The sequence below is a fragment of the Polaromonas sp. LjRoot131 genome (assembly GCF_964252805.1).
Classification (GTDB): domain Bacteria; phylum Pseudomonadota; class Gammaproteobacteria; order Burkholderiales; family Burkholderiaceae_C; genus Polaromonas.
Genome location: NZ_CAXUPF020000001.1, coordinates 1,294,301 through 1,311,906 on the forward strand (window position 1 = coordinate 1,294,301; position 17,606 = coordinate 1,311,906).

Below are 17,606 nucleotides of genomic sequence, written 5' to 3' on the forward strand. Positions count from 1 at the left end.
CCGGCCCATTTTTAATTTTTTGCAGAGGTACTCCATGAAACGCACCGTTTTTTCCATCATCTCCTCTCTCATCCTGGCGGCGACGCTGACGGCCTGCGGCTCCAACGTCAAGCTCAACGACGTGCCTGTCGAAGACCGCACCGGCCAGACTACGCAGGGCGACCCGTCGGGCGCCACCGGCCGAGGCGTCGCGCCCGTGGAGATCCAGGGGGCCGATGCGTCGCGCCAGGGCCCGGCCAATGTGGCCAAGATCATCTACTTTGACTTCGACAGCTATGTGGTCAAGCCCGAGTTCCAGGGCGCGATCGAGGCCCATGCCAAGTTCCTGACCGCCAACAAAGCCCGCAAGATGGCCATTGAAGGCCATACCGACGAGCGCGGCGGCCGTGAATACAACCTGGCCCTGGGCCAGAAACGCGCCGAAGCCGTTCGCCGCGCGCTGGGCCTGCTGGGCGTGTCGGATGCGCAGGTCGAGGCCGTGAGCTTCGGCAAGGAAAAACCCGCGGTTCCCGGCTCCGACGAGGAAGCCATGGCGAAGAACCGCCGCGCTGAACTGAACTACCGCTAAGCCGGATACCGACCGTGAAGACCTTCCGGATCGCCGCGGCCCTCGCGGCCGGCCTGTTCGCGTTCAATGCGCATGCGGGCCTGTTTGAAGACGACGAGGCTCGCCGGGCGATCCTCGATTTGCGCCAGAAAGTCGACGCGGCGCAAACCCGCACGGCCGAGGAGCTGCGCAGGACCACCGAAGACAATGCCCAGCTGCGCCGTAGCCTGCTGGACCTGTCCAACCAGATCGAAGCCTTGCGCAACGAGCTGGCCACCATGCGCGGGCAGAACGAAAACCTTGCGCGCAGCGTCGCCGAGATGCAACGCACCCAGAAGGACCTGACGACGGGCGTGGACGAGCGCCTGCGCAAGTTCGAGCCGGGCAAGGTCAACGTGGACGGCAAGGAGTTTGTCGCCGATCCCGCCGAAAAGCAGGAGTTCGAAACCGCGCTGGCCACGCTTCGCAAAGGCGACTTCGCGGGCGCGCAGACCGGCTTCGTGGCCTTCCTGAAACGTTACCCACAGACCGGCTACCGCGCTTCGTCCCTGTTCTGGCTGGGCAATGCGCAGTACGCCTTGCGCAATTACCGTGATGCAGTGACCAATTTCCGCTCGCTGGTGACGGCCGAGCCTGACCACATGCGCGCGCCGGAAGCCATGCTCTCCATGGCAAACTGCCAGGTGGAGCTCAAGGACACCAAGTCGGCCCGCAAGACGCTGGAAGACCTGGTCAAGGCCTATCCCCAGGCCGAGGCGGCCTCCGTCGCCAAGGAACGGCTGGCCAAGCTGAAGTAAGCCGCACCCGGGCAGGCCATTCGGCACGCCCGGGCGCTGCAAGCATTCCGCCCTAAAATCGGGCGATGGATATCTCCGCACTCAACAGTCTCACGGTCCAGGTTCTCTGGGCCGGTTTTATTCTGGCCATGGTTTTTGGCGCGATTGCCCAGCGCACGCACTTCTGCACCATGGGCGCCGTCAGCGATATCGTGAACATGGGCGACTGGACCCGCATGCGCATGTGGGGCATGGCCATAGGCGTGGCCATGCTGGGTTTCTTCACGATGGCCGCGGCCGGCGTCATCGATCCCGCCAAGACGCTTTATGCCTCCAACCGCTTTATCTGGCTCTCGGCCCTGGTGGGCGGCGCGCTGTTCGGCTTCGGCATGGTGCTGGCCTCGGGCTGCGGCAGCAAGACGCTGGTGCGCATAGGCGGCGGCAGCCTCAAGTCGGTCGTGGTGTTTGCCGTGATGGGCATCGCCGCTTTCGCCACGCTCAAGGGCATCACCGCCGTGGTCCGCGTGGCCACCGTCGACAAGGTGGCGCTGGATTTCACCGCCAACGCAAGCTTGCCGAACTGGGTGGCCGGTGCCATCGGCATCACGCCGGCCGCCGCCGGCATTGGCCTGGCAATCCTCATCGGCCTGGGCCTGATCGTCTGGGCGCTGTTCGGCGAGGAGTTCCGCCGCTTCGACAACCTGCTGGCCGGCCTGGGCATAGGCGGCGTCATCGCTGCCATGTGGTGGGTTAGCGGGCATCTCGGCTACGTCGCCGAACATCCGGAAACCTTGCAGGAAGCCTTCATCGCCACCAACTCGGGCCGGGCCGAGGCATTGAGCTTTGTCTCACCCGTGGCCTATACCGTGGACTGGCTGATGTTCTTCAGCGACAAGAGCAAGGTGCTCACGCTGGGCATCGTGTCGGTGTTTGGCGTGGTGGCCGGCTCGGCCGTCTATGCCTTGCTGTCGCGCAGTTTCCGCTGGGAAGGTTTTCGCGACGCGGAAGACACCGCCAACCACCTGGTGGGGGCCACGCTGATGGGCGTGGGCGGCGTCTGCGCCATGGGCTGCACCGTGGGGCAGGGCCTGTCCGGCATCTCGACCCTGAGCCTCACGAGCTTTGTGGCGCTCGCAGCCATCCTCGCCGGCTGTGTGGCGGGATTGAAATACCAGATCTGGCGGCTTGAGCGCGCGGCCTGAGGCGCGCATCCGTTCACAGTCCATGACGTCCATTCTTGAAGACCTCCCCGCCGACCTGGAGCGCCGCTTCGGCGGCCTGGCGCGCCTCTACGGCGCGGCGGGCGCCCAGCGCATACGCGAGGCGCACATCGTGGTCGTGGGCCTGGGCGGCGTCGGTTCCTGGGCGGCCGAGGCCGCGGCGCGCAGCGGCGTGGCCCGGCTGACCCTGATAGACCTCGACCACATCGCCGAATCCAACATCAACCGCCAGGTCCATGCGCTGGATAGCACCCTGGGGCAGGCCAAGGTGCAGGCCATGCGCGAGCGCATCGCGCAAATCCACCCGGGCTGCCGCGTGGACGGCATTGAAGAGTTTGTCGATGCCGCCAACTGGCCGGGCATCCTGGGCCTGGAAGGCGGCTTTGACCGCAAGCAGCTGGCCGTGATCGACGCCTGCGACCAGGTCAAGGCCAAGACCGCCATGGCCGCCTGGGCCATCGCCAACAAGGTGAACCTGGTCAGCGTGGGCGCGGCCGGCGGCAAGCGGCTGGCGCACCGCGTGGACATTGACGACCTGTCCCTGGTCACGCACGACCCCTTGCTGGCGCAGTTGCGCTACCGGCTGCGCAAAGAGCACGGTGCCGCGCGCAAGGGCAAGATCGGTGTGGCCTGCGTGTTCAGCCGCGAGGCCGTGCTGCAGCCCGCCGCCACGGACCAAAGCGACGGCAGCCTGAACTGCCACGGTTATGGATCGGTCGTCAGCGTGACCTCCACCTTCGGCCTGTGCGCGGCCGGCTGGGCGCTCGACAAAATTGCCGCCTGAGTTTTGCGGAGCGCTGAAAAACCACGCTATAATTCAAGGCTTTGCTGCCCTCGAAGCAGTAAAAACCGGGATGTATCGCGAGATACCTTCTTGGGACCATAGCTCAGTTGGTAGAGCAGCGGACTTTTAATCCGTTTGTCGTGGGTTCGACCCCCGCTGGTCCCACCAGAATTTCCGGGTTCTTAGCTCAGTTGGTAGAGCAGCGGACTCTTAATCCGTAGGTCGACAGTTCGAATCTGTCAGAACCCACCAGCCCTTCAAAGGACTTGGCCGAAAGGCCAAGTCCTTTTGTTTTGGTCGCTGTGCCAAGAATGCGTTGCCTTCATGATGGGTACGCACTCCCTCAATCCGAGTCGCCGCAGCCGCGAGATGTTCTCTCGCCGCCTCGGGCCAGGCCCATTGGGAAATCCCCGGGACCGGTCGTATGTCCACGCACTTCCTTCCGCAGGCGGTGATTTTGATGTGCTCTCTTGCGGCAAAGACGGGCAGCCCGGCGGTGAGCGCGCCTGAAGGCCGGCCGTGTTTTTCTCCTCCGATGGAGCGAGGCTTTCTGTGTCGCGGGCAGGTGATGTCCATTATTTTCCAAATTTCCGATAAAGATTGTTCGGCTGCGGACAATCTCACCTGGAAGGCCTTGAATTGTTCCGCATAGTCCATCTCCATCGGGCCCACCCTGCGGGCCCGATGCATTTTGGTTTATTAACGCAGCTCCCCCTGCCCATCGCCCGTGCAACCTCTCCGGCCAATCGACCCCGTCGTTACATTCCGCAATAGCCAAGGCGATGCCGTGCGCGGCACCTTGACCAACGTTCAGCGTCGATCACTGGTTATGGAGATCTACAACCCGTATTCCATCATCCAGATCAGCGAGGTCCTCAGCGAATTGACCATACGCTCTGGCGACCAGAGTATCTATCAAGGCAAAGCCGTGGTGGTGACCTTGATCAACACCGGCCTCATGGCGCTGGTGTCGGTGACCTTGATCGACGAATGGGACGACCTGAACGTCATTCGCAGTGACTTAACGCGGGTGGGTTCTGAATCTCAGCGCTTCATAGACGAATGGGATGCGCGTTTTCGCATCCGCCCTAGCTATCAGGTGATGATCAGCGAATTTCGTGCTTTCCTGACGGAAGCCTCGCGCTGGGCCGACCAGGCCGATATGTCCAAAGCTCTGCCGCATGAACCGGATGGGCGGATCCGCGCCGATGTGTTCGACGAACTGGCCACGCCCTTAATGCGTAAGGGTCAGGAATACCTGGTCTGGCTCGAAGATGAGGCTAAGTCCATAGTGGGCGAAGAGTCCATAGCCCACCGTGACTTCGCCCAAGCTGCGCTGCATCCCCTGTTGTTGCGAGCGCCCTTTGTGTACCGTACTTTTGCCAAGCCGATGGGATACGCGGGCGACTACGAGATGGTTAATCAAATCCTGGCCGACCCGCGCCAAGGCAACAACACCTACTTCCAAATCATCAATGCATTCTTCCTGAAGTCGGCGGTTGCGCAAGCTCACCGCAACCGCATCGACATCCTGGTTGACTACCTTGGCCGCGCGGCTGAAGTGGGGCGCAAGGAAAATCGCCAGGTGCGTATCCTGAACGTTGGCTGTGGGCCCGCCGTCGAAATTCAACGTTTCATCGAGCAGGACCTGCATCCGTCGAGCCTGGCCTTCACATTGTTGGATTTCAGCGAGCCGACGCTGAACTACACACGTTCGTGCATTGCCGAGGTCAGCCAGCGCACCGGTAAAAAAGTCGACATGGAATTCGTCAATGATTCGGTGCACCAGTTGCTAAAGCGCTCCACCAGGCATGAGGACAGCCTCGACAGCGGCGTATTTGACTTTGTTTATTGCGCGGGCTTGTTCGACTACCTTTCCGACAAGGTCTGCGCTCGTCTGCTGAAATACTTCGTTGCCCGTACCCGGCCTGGCGGCTCGGTGATGGTGACCAATGTCCACACCAGCAATCCACAGAAATACGTGATGGAGCACCTGCTGGAGTGGCACCTGATCTACCGCGATGAGGCCGGGCTTGAGGCTGTATTGCCCGAACCGCGCCAGGGAACCAGGCTCTTTACCGACGAGACAGGGGCTAACGTCTTTGCCGAATTTCACGTGCCGAAAATTGCATAAATCGGCCCGACTTCATGTCTGAGACTACGTTTTCGCCTTACCACCAGGAACTCGGCGCGTTCCGGTTGGCCTATAGCAAGGGAGGTGCCATCGTCTCTGTCTTGCTCGTGCTGATAGGTGTGGGACTGGATTATTCGCTTTACCGTTCGCAATTACCTATGCTGATCGGTGCGCGCGCGCTGACGATGGTGCTCACTCTCATCATCATTTGGGTCATGTATTCGTCGTACGGTCTGCGCTGGGCCCGGCCATTGACACTGCTGTGGCTTGCGCTGCCGCAAGTGATGATCGCCTGGATGATCTGGGCTACGGACGGCACAGGTTCGATCTATTTTGTGGGACTGCACTTGGCGCTATACGCCACAGGCATTATTTTGCCGATCGAGTTTCTCGAAAACTTGGTCTTTGGTCTGTTTAGCTACATGCTTTATTTCCTCGCCTGCTACTTCCACCCCAGCGGCTTGCAGGACTTCAACACTTTCGCTGGTACGTCGCTATTCATCCTGTTTTCTGTGACCATCAGCTCGTTCTGCACATACTTCAATGAGCGAGGCCGCCTGAAGTTGTTCAGCCTGCAAAGGCAGGTGGCCGAGAAAAATGCGGCGCTACAAAGCACGAATGACGCACTGGCACAGGTCAAGGGCCAGTTGCTGCAGCGAGAGAAGATGGCGGCGCTGGGCACGCTGTCGGCAGGCCTGCTGCATGAGGTTAACAACCCGGTGAACTACAGCCTGATGGCCCTGAATATGGCGCTGCAGGAGCCGGAAACCGCGCAGAACCCCGCGCTCAAAGAGAGTCTGACGGATGCCAAGGAGGGCATGCAGCGCGTACAGAGCATCGTGACGGATCTCAAGACCTTTGCCTACCAAAAACCGGGCGATGATCACAGCAACCGCATCTTCCTGCTGGAGAAAGTCGTCCAGTCGGCACTTCGCCTCACAGGCTATGAACTCAAGGGCATCGAGGTAATACTGGGCTTGCCGCAAGACACGCATGTGCTGGGGGACGAGCCGGCCATCATCGGCGTGCTCATCAACCTGTTCAGCAATGCCGGCCTGGCGACGCGCGCGTCCAGGCCCCAGAGACCGCGCATCGACGTCACGGCGCACTGCGGCAATGGCCGCCTGAGCGTGCATGTCCGGGACAACGGCGCGGGGATCAAGCCGGAAAACCTGAACCGCGTTTTCGAGCCCTTCTTCACCACTCGCGATGTGGGGCAGGGCTTGGGTCTGGGTTTGAGCATGAGTTATTCCATCATCCAGCGCCACGGGGGCGTACTCACCGTGGCCAGCGAAGAGGGCCTCTGGACCGAGTTTTCCTTCGACCTGGCGCTGGCGCACCAACTGGCCTGATCCATGGACATGACGGGCCGCATACCGACTGAAGCTCGCGCCATCCTGGTCGTGGACGATGAGCCGATGGCGTGCAAGTGGTTCGCGCGCAGCTTCAGCCGCGAATTCACGGTGCTCATGGCCGGCAGTGTTGACCAGGCGCTGGATGTTCTGCGTGAGCATTCCGATGAAATCGCCGTGCTGGTGACGGACTTCCGCATGCCCCAACGCAACGGCCTGGAGTTGCTGGGCGCCGTGCAGCAAAACCATCGCCACGTGGTGCGCTTGCTGCTCAGCGCTTTTGCGGACAAGGACGTGACCATTGCCGCCGTTAACAAGGGGCTGGTGTTCCGCATCCTGGAAAAGCCCCTGGACGAGGAAGCAACACGCGCGGCCCTGCGAGCGGCATTGGCCTTCTACCAACAGCGCGCGCATAGGCAGATCATGAACGAGGGCCGCGCCGCGGCGATGCGTGAAACGCTGGGCTTCCTGGCCCACGAACTGAACACCCCTCTTGCCATCGTGCGCGGCCATATCGAAGCGCTGAAGAGGCGCTTGCCCACCGTTGACGCGGGGACAGGTTCGCTAACCCTCAAAGAAGACCGGCCGGGCCAGGTGGCAGCCCAGTTGGACGCGGTGGAGCGTAACGCCCTGCATTGCAATTCGTTGGTATCGACCTTCGTGGAGTCGGCGCGCGATGCCTACCCGGATGCGCGGCCGCAAACCGTCGCGGCTTCGTCGCTTGTCAGGGCGCTATTGGATGAATACCCTTTTGAGCACGAAGACGAGCGGGCGCAGTTGTCCATCCATGTCGAGCAGGACTTCCTGCTGCCTGGGCGGCGTGATTTGCTGTACCTGGTGCTGTGCACGCTGACAAAGAATGCGTTGCAGGTCTTGCGCGGCAAGCCGGGCGGCAAGCTTGTCGCCGCTGTGGGCACCGACATGGTACGGGGCCGCCCGCGCCAGTGGATCAAATTTGAGGACAACGGCCCGGGTATTGAACCCAAGCTGTTGGCCCGCCTCACCAAAGTGCCCGTGAAAACCCGCTCCGGCGGCACCGGCATGGGGCTTCTTTTTTGCCGCCGGGTGGTGCAATCCATAGGCGGCACGCTTGACATCGCTTCCGAACCACAGCGCGGCACCGTGGTGACCCTGTATTTCTACCCTTTCACAGAAGCCAATCTAGAAGAGGCAATTGCATGAAACCCGACAAAATCCTGTACGTTGACGACGAATCCATGGCTTTGAAATACTTCGAGCGCCTGGTGAGCCCCATGGCGCCGGTGCTCACCGCGCTATCGGTGGAGGAAGGAAAAGTTCTGCTGGATCAGAGAGCCGGCGAGATCGCAGTCCTGGTGACGGACCAGCGAATGCCCGGTGCGCACGGCAATGAACTGCTGAGCTACGCGAGGGAGCGCCACCCACTGGTCGTTCGCATGCTCACGACTGCGTATTCGGAGCTTGGCTTGGCAATCGAGGCTATCAATTCAGGCGAAATCTACCGCTACATCACCAAGCCCTGGGACCTTGGAAGCCTGCGGGCGGACCTGAAGAATGCGCTGGAACTGGCCGACCTGCGCAGCGAGCGCGATAGCCTGTTGCACGAGAAAATGCTGATTCTTCAGCAGCAGCTGCTGGCGCAACGCGTGAGCCAGTTGCCAGTGATGTGCGCCGGCTTCATCGGCAAAAACTGTGACGAAAGCCTGCACACCTACCTGGATGGCGCTGTTCAGTTGGGCTGCCGCGCCTCGGAGGTTAATTGGCACGTACTGGATTATTCCGATCTTATGCAGGCCGAAGCCCTGCGCGAGATCGCCATCGGCCAGCAATTGGCGAAGTGGCATAACGAGTTCGGGATGAACAGATCGCCAACTGCGGCGGCGGCGGCGCTGGCCAAGGCTCTCCCACGACAGGCCCATTTTGAGGGCACCCGCGTGCGCATTCTCCAGCCTAAGATGCTGTACGGCGTATTGGAGGGCGCAACGAATGAAGGACCGCCAGCCGAAGCGCTAGCCTGGCTTGCCTGGCTGACATGGTTCGGTGCGTCCATGGAACTGACGCCACAGGGCAGCGGCTGGGAAGTCGACCTTGAAGTGGTGCCCCCTGGCTTTGTGCTTTCGAAAGACTGGCTGGCGAGCTATATTGACAGGCTGGCGGAGCCGCTGAATTGAGTCCGGCGGTATTCCTCTTTTAAACCATAGGTCGAGAGTTCGAATCTCTCAGAACCACCAACATTCTCAGGGACCTGGCCGAAAGGCCAAGTCCTTTTGTTTTGAGGGCGCGGGAAAATCGCGCGGCCCGCAATCAGGCCGAATACCCCAGCGCCGGCACATCCAGCTGCGCCTGCCTTGCCACCCGTATGCAGTCCTTCATGTACTCTTCGCCGAAGTAGCGGATGGCTGCGTAGCCGACGGCGGCTGCGACGGCCTGGCCGGCCAGCGGGACGTATTTGGCGGCTTGTTTGGCCGTCAGGCGGACGCCTATCTTGGTGGCGGCCTTGATAACCAGGTCGCGGCTGATGAATTTGCCGATCAGCACGGAACCCACCAGGGCCACGGCTTTTTGCACCTGGTCGCGTTTGTTGGGCTCCAGCTGGTCGAGCTGCTGCGGCGTGAGGCCGAATTCCTGGTTGATCTCGGGAATGAGCCTGGACAGCATGGCCGCGTCCACCATCCAGTCGAGGCCGGGGACGGGCACGGCGCTCGCTGCGGCCGCGACCATGGCACGCCGGTTGAGCAGCTTGCGGCTGCGTTTGACGGCGGCCGCGAGGGCGGCGTCGCCGGATGCCATTTGCAGGGCCGTGGGCATGACGTTCCCTTTTCGCGACTAGCTGCTCTTTTTGGTGAGCAGTCCGTAGATCAGCAGCAGCACAATGGCACCGACGACGGAGGCAATCCATCCGACGACATCGCCTTCCTTGTAGAAACCGGTGGCGATACCCGCGTATTTGGCCGCGAAGGCGCCGGCAACGCCCAGCAGGACAGTCATGATGAAGCCCATGCTGTCGTTGCCCGGCTTCAGGGCACGGGCAATCAGGCCGACGATCAAACCGACAACAATGGTTCCGAGTATGGATAGCATGCTGCGAACTCCCTGTCAGTGAGGTGGTGAGGGGCCGGATTGGCCCGCCCAGCTTCCTTTATACCGCAGCGGTCTCGATCTGCTCGGTCAGCTCCAGCCACCGTTCTTCCAGCATGCCTATTTCACCTTCGATGGCCTTAAGGCGCTTGCCGGCCTGGGCCAGTTCCGCCGGCGCGGTCGTGGTGCCCAGCAGGGCTTGCAGGCTGGCCTGCTCGGTGCCGAGGGCCTTCATGCGCAGGTCGATTTTTTCGATTTCCTTGCGCAGCGGCTTGGTGGCCTCGGCCTGCTGCTGGCGGCGCTGCGCGTCGAGCTTGCGCTGCTCGGGGGTTTCGCGGGGCACGGGCTTTTTCTCTTCCACCGCCACGGCCGGCGCGGCGGCCTTGGCGGTAGCGGCCGGGCCGGCATTGCCGGCCTTCTTGGCCTCTTCGCGCTGGCGCTTGGCTTCGTCGAGCAGGTAGCGCTGGTAGTCGTCGAGGTCGCCGTCGAAGGGCGCCACGCCGCCGCGCGAGACCATCCAGAACTCGTCGCAGACGGCGCGCAGCAGGGCGCGGTCGTGGCTGACCAGCATCACCGTGCCTTCAAACTCGTTGAGCGCCATGGACAGCGCCTCGCGCGTGGCCAGGTCCAGGTGGTTGGTCGGCTCGTCGAGCAGCAGCAGGTTGGGTCGCTGCCAGACGATCATGCACAGCACCAGGCGGGCTTTTTCGCCGCCGCTCATGCTGCCCACGGCCTGCTTGACCATGTCGCCGCCGAAATTGAACATGCCCAAAAAGCTGCGCAAATCCTGCTCGCGGGTCTGCTGGCCGCTGATCTTGCCGGCGGCCGTGACTTCCTTCACCAGGCGGATCATGTGCTCGAGCGGCGTGTCGGCCGGGCGCAGCACGTCGAGTTCCTGCTGGGCGAAGTAGCCGATGTTCAGGCCCTTGCCCTCGGTCATCTCGCCGCTGATGGGGGCCAATGCGCGCGCCACGGTTTTCACCAGCGTCGATTTGCCCTGGCCGTTGGCGCCCAGGATGCCGATGCGCTGGCCGGCCAGCACCGATTTGCTGACGTTCTGCACAATGACCGTGGGCGGCGTGCCTTCGGGCGCGTCTTCGGGCGGCGGGTAGCCGAAGAAGGCGTTCTGCATCGACAGCATCGGGTTGGGCAGGTTGGCCGGTTCCTTGAACTCGAAGGTGAAGTCGGCTTCGGCCAGCAGCGGCGCGATTTTCTCCATCCGGTCCAGGGCCTTGACGCGGCTTTGCGCCTGCTTGGCCTTGCTGGCCTTGGCCTTGAAGCGGGCGATGAACTTCTGCAGGTGGGCGATCTTGTCCTGCTGCTTGGCGAAGGCAGTCTGCTGCAGCGCCATCTGCTCGGAACGCAGGTCTTCGAACTTGCTGTAGTTGCCGCCGTAGCGGGTCAGCTTGGCGCTTTCGATGTGCACCGTGACGTCGGTCACGGCGTCGAGGAATTCGCGGTCATGGCTGATGACCAGCATGGTGCCCTGGTATTTTTTCAGCCAGGCTTCCAGCCAGACCAGCGCGTCCAGATCCAGGTGGTTGGTGGGTTCGTCGAGCAGCAGCAGGTCGGAGGGGCACATCAGCGCGCGCGCCAGCTGCAGCCGCATGCGCCAGCCGCCGGAAAAACTGTTGACCGGGTTGTCGAGTTCGCTGACCTTGAAACCCAGGCCGAGGATCAGGGCCTGGGCGCGGGCCTGCGCGTCGTGCGCGCCGGCGTCGTAGAGCGCCATGTAGGCGTGGGCCATGCGGTCGCCGTCGCCGCTGGCTTCCGAGGCATCGACCTCGGCCTGCGCCGCCAGCAGCACCACGTCGCCTTCGACCACGAAGGCGGTCGCGCTCTGGTCGGTCTCGGGCATGTCCTGTGCCACCTGCGCCATGCTCCACTGGGCGGGAATCGAAAAATCGCCGCCGTCCTCATGCAGCGTGCCGTTGAGCATGGCGAACAGCGAGGACTTGCCCGCGCCGTTTCGGCCCACCAGGCCGATTTTTTCACCGGGATTGAGGGTGACGGACGCGCTGTCCAGAATCACTTTGGCGCCGCGGCGCAGCACGACGTTTTTGAGGGTAATCATTGAATTGGAAACTTCAGGAAAATTAATCGGGCGGCGAGGGTGTTGCACGGCTTGCCATGCAAGCGCCGCGCCAGTCACCAGGCAAAGAGCCTGGGCATCAAGCCAGTTGTTCGCGCGTCAGCAGCAAGACCTGGTCGGCACCCGAGCTGGTTTCGAACCACAGCGGTTCAAGCGTCGGGAAGGCGCGCTCGAAATTCTCGCGCTCATTGCCGATTTCCAGCACCAGGACTGCATTTTCGCTCATATGGCGGGCCGCATTCTGAAAAAGGCCCCGGATGAAGTCCATGCCGTCCGCGCCGCCGGCCAGCGCCAGGCCCGGTTCCGCGCGGAATTCAGGGGGCAGGGCGGCCATGCTGGCCGCGTTGACGTAGGGTGGGTTGCACAGGATCAGGTCGTACTCGCCCGCGCAGGCGGCCAGGCCGTCGGATTCGAGCAGCGTGATGCGGCTGTCCAGATGGTGGCGGTCCACGTTGATGCGGGCCACCGCCAGCGCGTCCAGGCTGATGTCGGCGGCTTCCACCACCACGTCGGGATAGGTGATGGCGGCCAGCACGGCCAGGCTGCCGTTGCCGGTGCACAGGTCGAGCACGCGATGGGTGTGTTCGCCCAGCCAGGGATCTATGCTGGCGTCGGCCAGCAGTTCCGCGATCAGGGAGCGCGGGATGATCACGCGTTCGTCGACGTAAAAAGGCAGGCCCATCAGCCAGGCTTCGTTCGCCAGGTAAGCGGCCGGCTTGCGGGTGCTGATGCGCGCGTCCAGCAGCGCGGTGACCTGGGCTTCTTCTTCAGGGCTCACCGCCCGGGTCTCGACCGAGTCAAGGTCGTCCAGCGGCAAACCGAGCTTCCACAGCACCAGCCAGGCGGCTTCGTCAAAGGCGTTGGTCGTGCCCTGGCCGAAGCCGTCGGCAAAGCTCAGGCCTGCGGCGTCCAGCCTGGCCGCCATCTGTTCGACCAGCGCCAGCACCGTCAGGGGTGTCGCGGCCTGTGTCATGCCGCGGCCAGCCGTTCCAGCACGCCCTTGTAGATGTTCTTGAGCGGGTCGAGCGAACTCACGGGCACATGCTCGTTGATCTTGTGGATGGTGGCATTGAGGGGGCCGAACTCGATGACCTGCGGGCAGATCTTGGCGATAAAACGGCCGTCGCTGGTGCCGCCGGTGGTGGAGAGCTCGGTCTGCAGCCCGGTTTCAGCCTCGATGGCGCCGCGCACCGCGTCGACCAGGGTGCCGGGTGTGGTCAAAAAGGGCAGGCCGCCCAGCGTCCACTTGAGGTCGTAGTCAAGCTGGTGCCGGCTCAGCAGCGCCTGCACGCGCTGCTGCAGGCTTTCGGGGGTGGACTCGGTGCAGAAGCGGAAATTGAAGTCCACCACGAGGTCACCCGGGATCACGTTGGACGCGCCGGTGCCGCCATGGATGTTGGACACCTGCCAGCTGGTGGCCGGGAAGAAGGCATTGCCCGCGTCCCACTGGGTGGCCACCAGTTCGGCCAGCGCTGGCGCGAACAGGTGGATGGGGTTTTTGGCCAGGTGCGGGTAGGCGATGTGGCCCTGCACACCCTTGACGGTGAGCTTGCCGCTGAGGGTGCCGCGCCGCCCGTTCTTGATCATGTCGCCCACCTGGGCGACCGAGGTGGGTTCGCCCACGATGCAGTAATCCAGTACCTCGCCGCGCGCCTTGAGCTGCTCGCAGACCCTGACCGTGCCGTCGAGCGCCGGTCCTTCTTCGTCGCTGGTGACCAAAAAGGCGATGGACAGGGCCGGGTCGGGATGGGCGGCCATGAACTCCTCGACCGCCACCACCATGGCCGCGAGGGAGGTTTTCATGTCAGCGGCGCCGCGGCCGTAGAGCATGCCGCCGCGGTGGCTGGGCGTGAAGGGATGGCTCAGCCACTGGTCCAGCGGGCCGGTGGGCACCACGTCGGTGTGGCCGGCGAACACCAGGGTTTTGGCCGGCGCCGCGGGGCCGGAGGCCTTGCCGGCGCGTTTGGCCCAGAGGTTGGTCACGCGAAAGCTCTCGGGCCCGCCGGCAATGGTTTCGCACTCGAAGCCCAGCGGCGCCAGGCGCTCCATCAGCAGGGCTTGGCAGCCGGCGTCATCGGGCGTGACGGAAGGGCGGGCAATCAGTTGCTCGGCAAGGTGCAGGGTTCGGGACATGGTCGTTCAGTCGCGTTCGAGTCGGCCCGAAGAGACGAGCGCCGTCGTGTTTTGATCAGTGTTTCACGTCCAGCGTGATTTCGGTGAAGGACGGTTCGTCATCCGGGTCTTCCTCGGGCTCCAGCGCCTTGGCCTTGACGGCGAAGTCGTTTTCGAGGCGCCACATCAGGTTGGTCGGCGAATCGGCGTAGAGAATGCCTTCCTTGCGGGTGACGGTGCCGTCCACGATCAGTTTGGCGATGTCCTGCTCGAAGGTCTGCGAGCCCTCGGCCATGGATTTTTCCATGGCTTCCTTGACGCCGGAGAAGTCGCCTTTTTCAATCAGTTCGGCGATCAGCTTGGTGTTGAGCATGACCTCCACCGCCGGCGTGCGGCCGCCGTCCTGCGTGCGCAGCAGGCGCTGCGAGACGATGGCCTTGAGGGCCGCGGCCAGGTCGCCCAGCATGGTGCTGCGCACCTCGACCGGGTAAAAGCTCAGGATACGGTTGAGCGCCTGGTAGCTGTTGTTGGCGTGCATGGTGGCCAGGCACAGGTGGCCCGACTGCGCATAGGCAATGGCCGCCGACATGGTTTCGCGGTCGCGGATTTCGCCGATCAGGATCACGTCAGGCGCCTGGCGCAGCGCGTTTTTCAGCGCCACCTGCAGGGATTGCGTGTCGCTGCCGACTTCACGCTGGTTGACCACCGACTTCTTGTTGGTGAACAGGAACTCGACCGGATCCTCGATGGTGAGGATGTGGCCCAGCGCGATCTCGTTGCGGCGGTCCATCATGGCGGCCAGCGTGGTGCTCTTGCCGGCGCCGGTGGAGCCCACCATCAGCAGCAAGCCGCGCTTTTCCATGATCAGGTCGGCCAGGATGGGCGGCACGTTCAGGCTGTCCAGCGCCGGGATTTCCGTCGGGATGAAACGGATCACCGCGGCATAGGTGCTGCGTTGGCGGAAGGCGCTGATCCGGAAATTTCCCAGGCCGGCAATGGGCAGCGCCATGTTGAGCTCGCCGATTTCCTCCAGCTCCTCGATGCGCTCGGGCGGCACCACCTCGGCCAGCAGGTTGCGCGGCGCGTCCGGCGGCAGGATTTGCGCATTGATGGGAATGGCCTGGCCGTTGATTTTGATCAGGGCGGGCGAATGTGCCGACAGGTAAACGTCCGACGCTTTTTTGTCCGCCATCAAGCGAAGGATTCTTTCCATCGTGCTCATAGTCCGCTCCCAGTCAATTCAATATGTGTCATCAAGCCCGAAGGCCGTGTTCAGTCACGCAGCAAGTCATTCAGGCTGGTGGTGGAGCGCGTCTTGGCGTCCACGCGCTTCACGATCACCGCGCAGTACATGCTGTACTTGCCGCCGGCCTTGGGCAGGTTGCCCGACACCACGACGGAGCCCGCGGGAATGCGGCCGTAGGTGACGGTGTCGGCTTCGCGGTCGTAAATCGGCGTGCTCTGGCCGATGTAGACGCCCATGGAGATGACCGAGTTTTCTTCCACGATCACGCCTTCGACGACTTCGGAGCGCGCGCCTATGAAGCAGTTGTCTTCAATGATGGTGGGGTTGGCCTGCAGGGGTTCGAGCACGCCGCCCAGGCCCACGCCGCCGGAGAGGTGGACGTTGTTGCCGACCTGCGCGCAGCTGCCCACGGTGGCCCAGGTGTCGACCATGGTGCCTTCGCCGACCCAGGCGCCGATGTTGACGTAGCTGGGCATCAGGATCGCGCCCTTGGCGATGTAGCTGCCGCGGCGCGCCACGGCGGGCGGCACCACGCGCACGCCGGTGGCGCGCATTTCGGCTTCGCTCAGGTGGGCGAACTTGGTGGGCACCTTGTCGAAAAAGCCCAGGTCGCCGGCGCGCATCAGTTCGTTGTCCTTCAGGCGAAAGCTCAGCAGCACGGCCTTCTTGATCCACTGGTGGGTGGTCCACTGGCCCACGCCTTCGCGGGTGGCCACACGCAGCTTGCCGCTGTTGAGCTGGGCGATGGTGTGGTCGACGGCGTCCAGCACTTCCTTGGGAGCCGACTGGGGCGAGAGGTTCGCGCGATTTTCCCAGGCCGCGTCAATGGTGCTTTGCAGGTTGTCTTGTGTCATGTTGGTTTCGGTCTTGTTTTCAGTGAACTTTGGATTGGATGAACTGAACGATGCGCTGCGCCGCTTCCACGCATTCGGCGGTTTCTGCCACCAGTGCCATGCGGATTCTGCCGGCGCCGGGATTGTGCCCCTGCGCGTCGCGCGCCAGGTAACTGCCCGGCAACACCACGACATTGTAGAGAGCGAGCAGCTCGCGCGAAAACGCGGTGTCCGAGCCCTTGAAAGCCTCGGGGATTCCGGCCCACAGGTAAAAGCCCGCGTCGGGCAGGGCGACGTCCATCACGGCCGAGAGCATGGGCGTGACCTGGGCGAACTTTTCGCGGTACATCGCGCGGTTGGCCACCACGTGCTGCTCGTCGTTCCAGGCCGCGATGCTGGCCGCCTGCACCACGGGGCTCATGGCGCTGCCGTGATAGGTGCGGTAGAGCAGGAAAGGCTTGATCAGGGCGGCATCGCCGGCCACAAAACCGCTGCGCAGGCCCGGCACATTGCTGCGTTTGGAGAGGCTGGTCAGCGAAACCAGGTTCTTGAAGTCATGCCGGCCCAGCGCGGCGGCCGCCTGCAGGCCGCCCAGGGGCGCCTCGTCACGGAAATAGATCTCGCTGTAGCACTCGTCGGAGGCGATCACGAAGCCGTGGCGGTCGCTGAGCTCGAACAGCAGCTTCCATTCGCCAAGCGACATCACGGCGCCCGTGGGATTGCCCGGCGAGCAGACAAACACCAGCTGGGTTTTGGCCCAGACCGCCTCGGGCACGCCGGCCCAGTCGACCGCGAAGTTGCGCGCCGGGTCGCTGGGGGCGAACCAGGTCTGGGCACCCGCCAGCAGGGCCGCGCCCTCGTAGATTTGGTAGAAGGGGTTGGGGCAGACCACAGTAGCCCCGGGCTTGCCGGCGTCCAGCACGGTCTGCGCCAGTGAAAACAGCGCTTCGCGCGAGCCGTTGACCGGCAGGATCTGCGTGGCCGGGTCCAGCTTCAGGTCATAGCGGCGGGCCACCCAGTCGGCCATGGCCTGGCGCAATTTGGGCTCGCCGAGGGTGCCGGGGTAGCTGGCCAGGCCGCTGAGGCTGGCCGTCAGCGCGTCCTTGATCAGCTGCGGCGTGGCATGGCGGGGTTCACCTATGCCCAGGCTGATGGCTTTGAAGGCGGGATTGGGGGTAACGTCGGCGTGCAGCTGGCGCAGCCGCTCGAAAGGATAGGGCTGGAGGCGTGAAAGCAGGGGATTCATACCCGGATTATCCAGCCTCGCGCCGGCCCCTTGCCGCCGGCTTCCCGGCTATCCGGCCGAAAGCGGTGGCTCCTGCTACAAAACCCATAGCTTGAAACTCAGGCTGCACAGGGACCTGGCGCCAGTTTCGCGAGGCGCTTTCGGGCCCGCCTGCGTCCGGATGCGGCCCAAGGGCCGGATCTGCCCGGTCAGGCGAAGCAAAGTGTT

The 17,606-nt window shown here is 63.3% G+C and carries 17 protein-coding genes and 2 tRNA genes; 11 read left to right on the top strand and 8 right to left on the bottom strand.

Annotation, left to right across the window (positions count from 1 at the left end; translation table 11 throughout):
* Nucleotides 1-34: 34 nt before the first annotated feature.
* The 11 genes from pal to ACSQ27_RS06060 all read left to right on the top strand — a co-directional run bounded on the left by pal (nucleotide 35) and on the right by ACSQ27_RS06060 (nucleotide 8,963).
* The gene (gene pal, locus ACSQ27_RS06010) at nucleotides 35-568 is read left to right on the top strand and encodes a peptidoglycan-associated lipoprotein Pal (RefSeq protein WP_436154551.1); all 534 of its coding nucleotides are present in this window, start codon (nucleotides 35-37) and stop codon (nucleotides 566-568) included.
* A 14-nt stretch (nucleotides 569-582) separates the two neighbouring features.
* A complete protein-coding gene (ybgF, locus tag ACSQ27_RS06015) occupies nucleotides 583-1,344 on the top strand; it encodes a tol-pal system protein YbgF (RefSeq protein ID WP_436154552.1) in 762 nt (253 codons plus the stop codon).
* A 65-nt stretch (nucleotides 1,345-1,409) separates the two neighbouring features.
* Nucleotides 1,410-2,525, top strand: coding sequence for a YeeE/YedE family protein (locus tag ACSQ27_RS06020; protein ID WP_436154553.1), 1,116 nt, complete (start codon nucleotides 1,410-1,412; stop codon nucleotides 2,523-2,525).
* Nucleotides 2,526-2,547: 22 nt separating this feature from the next.
* Nucleotides 2,548-3,327, top strand: a complete 780-nt coding sequence (locus ACSQ27_RS06025) for a tRNA threonylcarbamoyladenosine dehydratase (protein ID WP_436154554.1) — start codon at nucleotides 2,548-2,550, stop codon at nucleotides 3,325-3,327.
* 92 nt (nucleotides 3,328-3,419) lie between these two features.
* Nucleotides 3,420-3,495: transfer RNA gene (locus ACSQ27_RS06030), tRNA-Lys, on the top strand.
* 8 nt (nucleotides 3,496-3,503) lie between these two features.
* Nucleotides 3,504-3,579: transfer RNA gene (locus tag ACSQ27_RS06035), tRNA-Lys, on the top strand.
* Nucleotides 3,580-3,696: 117 nt separating this feature from the next.
* Nucleotides 3,697-3,837: a type II secretion system protein GspG gene (locus ACSQ27_RS06040; RefSeq protein WP_436155407.1), complete on the top strand. Its 141-nt coding sequence runs from the start codon at nucleotides 3,697-3,699 to the stop codon at nucleotides 3,835-3,837.
* A gap of 277 nt (nucleotides 3,838-4,114) precedes the next feature.
* Nucleotides 4,115-5,461 (top strand): class I SAM-dependent methyltransferase, encoded by a 1,347-nt coding sequence (locus ACSQ27_RS06045; protein WP_436154555.1) that lies wholly within the window; start codon nucleotides 4,115-4,117, stop codon nucleotides 5,459-5,461.
* Nucleotides 5,462-5,475: 14 nt separating this feature from the next.
* Entirely contained in the window at nucleotides 5,476-6,813 is a 1,338-nt protein-coding gene (locus tag ACSQ27_RS06050; protein WP_436154556.1) for a sensor histidine kinase, read from the top strand.
* A gap of 3 nt (nucleotides 6,814-6,816) precedes the next feature.
* On the top strand, nucleotides 6,817-7,995 hold the full coding sequence (locus tag ACSQ27_RS06055) for a hybrid sensor histidine kinase/response regulator (protein WP_436154557.1): 1,179 nt from the start codon (nucleotides 6,817-6,819) through the stop codon (nucleotides 7,993-7,995).
* On the top strand, nucleotides 7,992-8,963 hold the full coding sequence (locus tag ACSQ27_RS06060; protein ID WP_436154558.1) for a response regulator: 972 nt from the start codon (nucleotides 7,992-7,994) through the stop codon (nucleotides 8,961-8,963). The genes ACSQ27_RS06055 and ACSQ27_RS06060 overlap by 4 nt, the downstream gene beginning before the upstream one ends.
* A gap of 133 nt (nucleotides 8,964-9,096) precedes the next feature.
* Here ACSQ27_RS06060 and ACSQ27_RS06065 read toward each other — a convergent pair whose 3' ends face one another.
* The 8 genes from ACSQ27_RS06065 to dapC form a co-directional block, all read right to left on the bottom strand.
* Nucleotides 9,097-9,600, bottom strand: coding sequence for a hypothetical protein (locus tag ACSQ27_RS06065; RefSeq protein WP_436154559.1), 504 nt, complete (start codon nucleotides 9,598-9,600; stop codon nucleotides 9,097-9,099).
* A gap of 18 nt (nucleotides 9,601-9,618) precedes the next feature.
* Nucleotides 9,619-9,873 carry a GlsB/YeaQ/YmgE family stress response membrane protein gene (locus tag ACSQ27_RS06070; protein ID WP_436154560.1) on the bottom strand — a complete coding sequence of 85 codons (255 nt, stop codon included), beginning with the start codon at nucleotides 9,871-9,873 and terminating at the stop codon, nucleotides 9,619-9,621.
* Between the two features lie 58 nt (nucleotides 9,874-9,931).
* The gene (locus ACSQ27_RS06075; RefSeq protein WP_436154561.1) at nucleotides 9,932-11,944 is read right to left on the bottom strand and encodes an ABC-F family ATP-binding cassette domain-containing protein; all 2,013 of its coding nucleotides are present in this window, start codon (nucleotides 11,942-11,944) and stop codon (nucleotides 9,932-9,934) included.
* Nucleotides 11,945-12,041: 97 nt separating this feature from the next.
* Nucleotides 12,042-12,935 (bottom strand): 50S ribosomal protein L3 N(5)-glutamine methyltransferase, encoded by an 894-nt coding sequence (prmB, locus tag ACSQ27_RS06080; protein ID WP_436154562.1) that lies wholly within the window; start codon nucleotides 12,933-12,935, stop codon nucleotides 12,042-12,044.
* A complete protein-coding gene (dapE, locus tag ACSQ27_RS06085) occupies nucleotides 12,932-14,095 on the bottom strand; it encodes a succinyl-diaminopimelate desuccinylase (protein WP_436154563.1) in 1,164 nt (387 codons plus the stop codon). The genes prmB and dapE overlap by 4 nt, the downstream gene beginning before the upstream one ends.
* Nucleotides 14,096-14,150: 55 nt before the next feature.
* Entirely contained in the window at nucleotides 14,151-15,296 is a 1,146-nt protein-coding gene (locus ACSQ27_RS06090; RefSeq protein ID WP_436154564.1) for a PilT/PilU family type 4a pilus ATPase, read from the bottom strand.
* Nucleotides 15,297-15,346: 50 nt separating this feature from the next.
* Nucleotides 15,347-16,174: a 2,3,4,5-tetrahydropyridine-2,6-dicarboxylate N-succinyltransferase gene (dapD, locus tag ACSQ27_RS06095; protein ID WP_436154565.1), complete on the bottom strand. Its 828-nt coding sequence runs from the start codon at nucleotides 16,172-16,174 to the stop codon at nucleotides 15,347-15,349.
* A 19-nt stretch (nucleotides 16,175-16,193) separates the two neighbouring features.
* Nucleotides 16,194-17,399, bottom strand: coding sequence for a succinyldiaminopimelate transaminase (dapC, locus tag ACSQ27_RS06100; RefSeq protein WP_436154566.1), 1,206 nt, complete (start codon nucleotides 17,397-17,399; stop codon nucleotides 16,194-16,196).
* Between the last annotated feature and the right edge of the window lie 207 nt (nucleotides 17,400-17,606).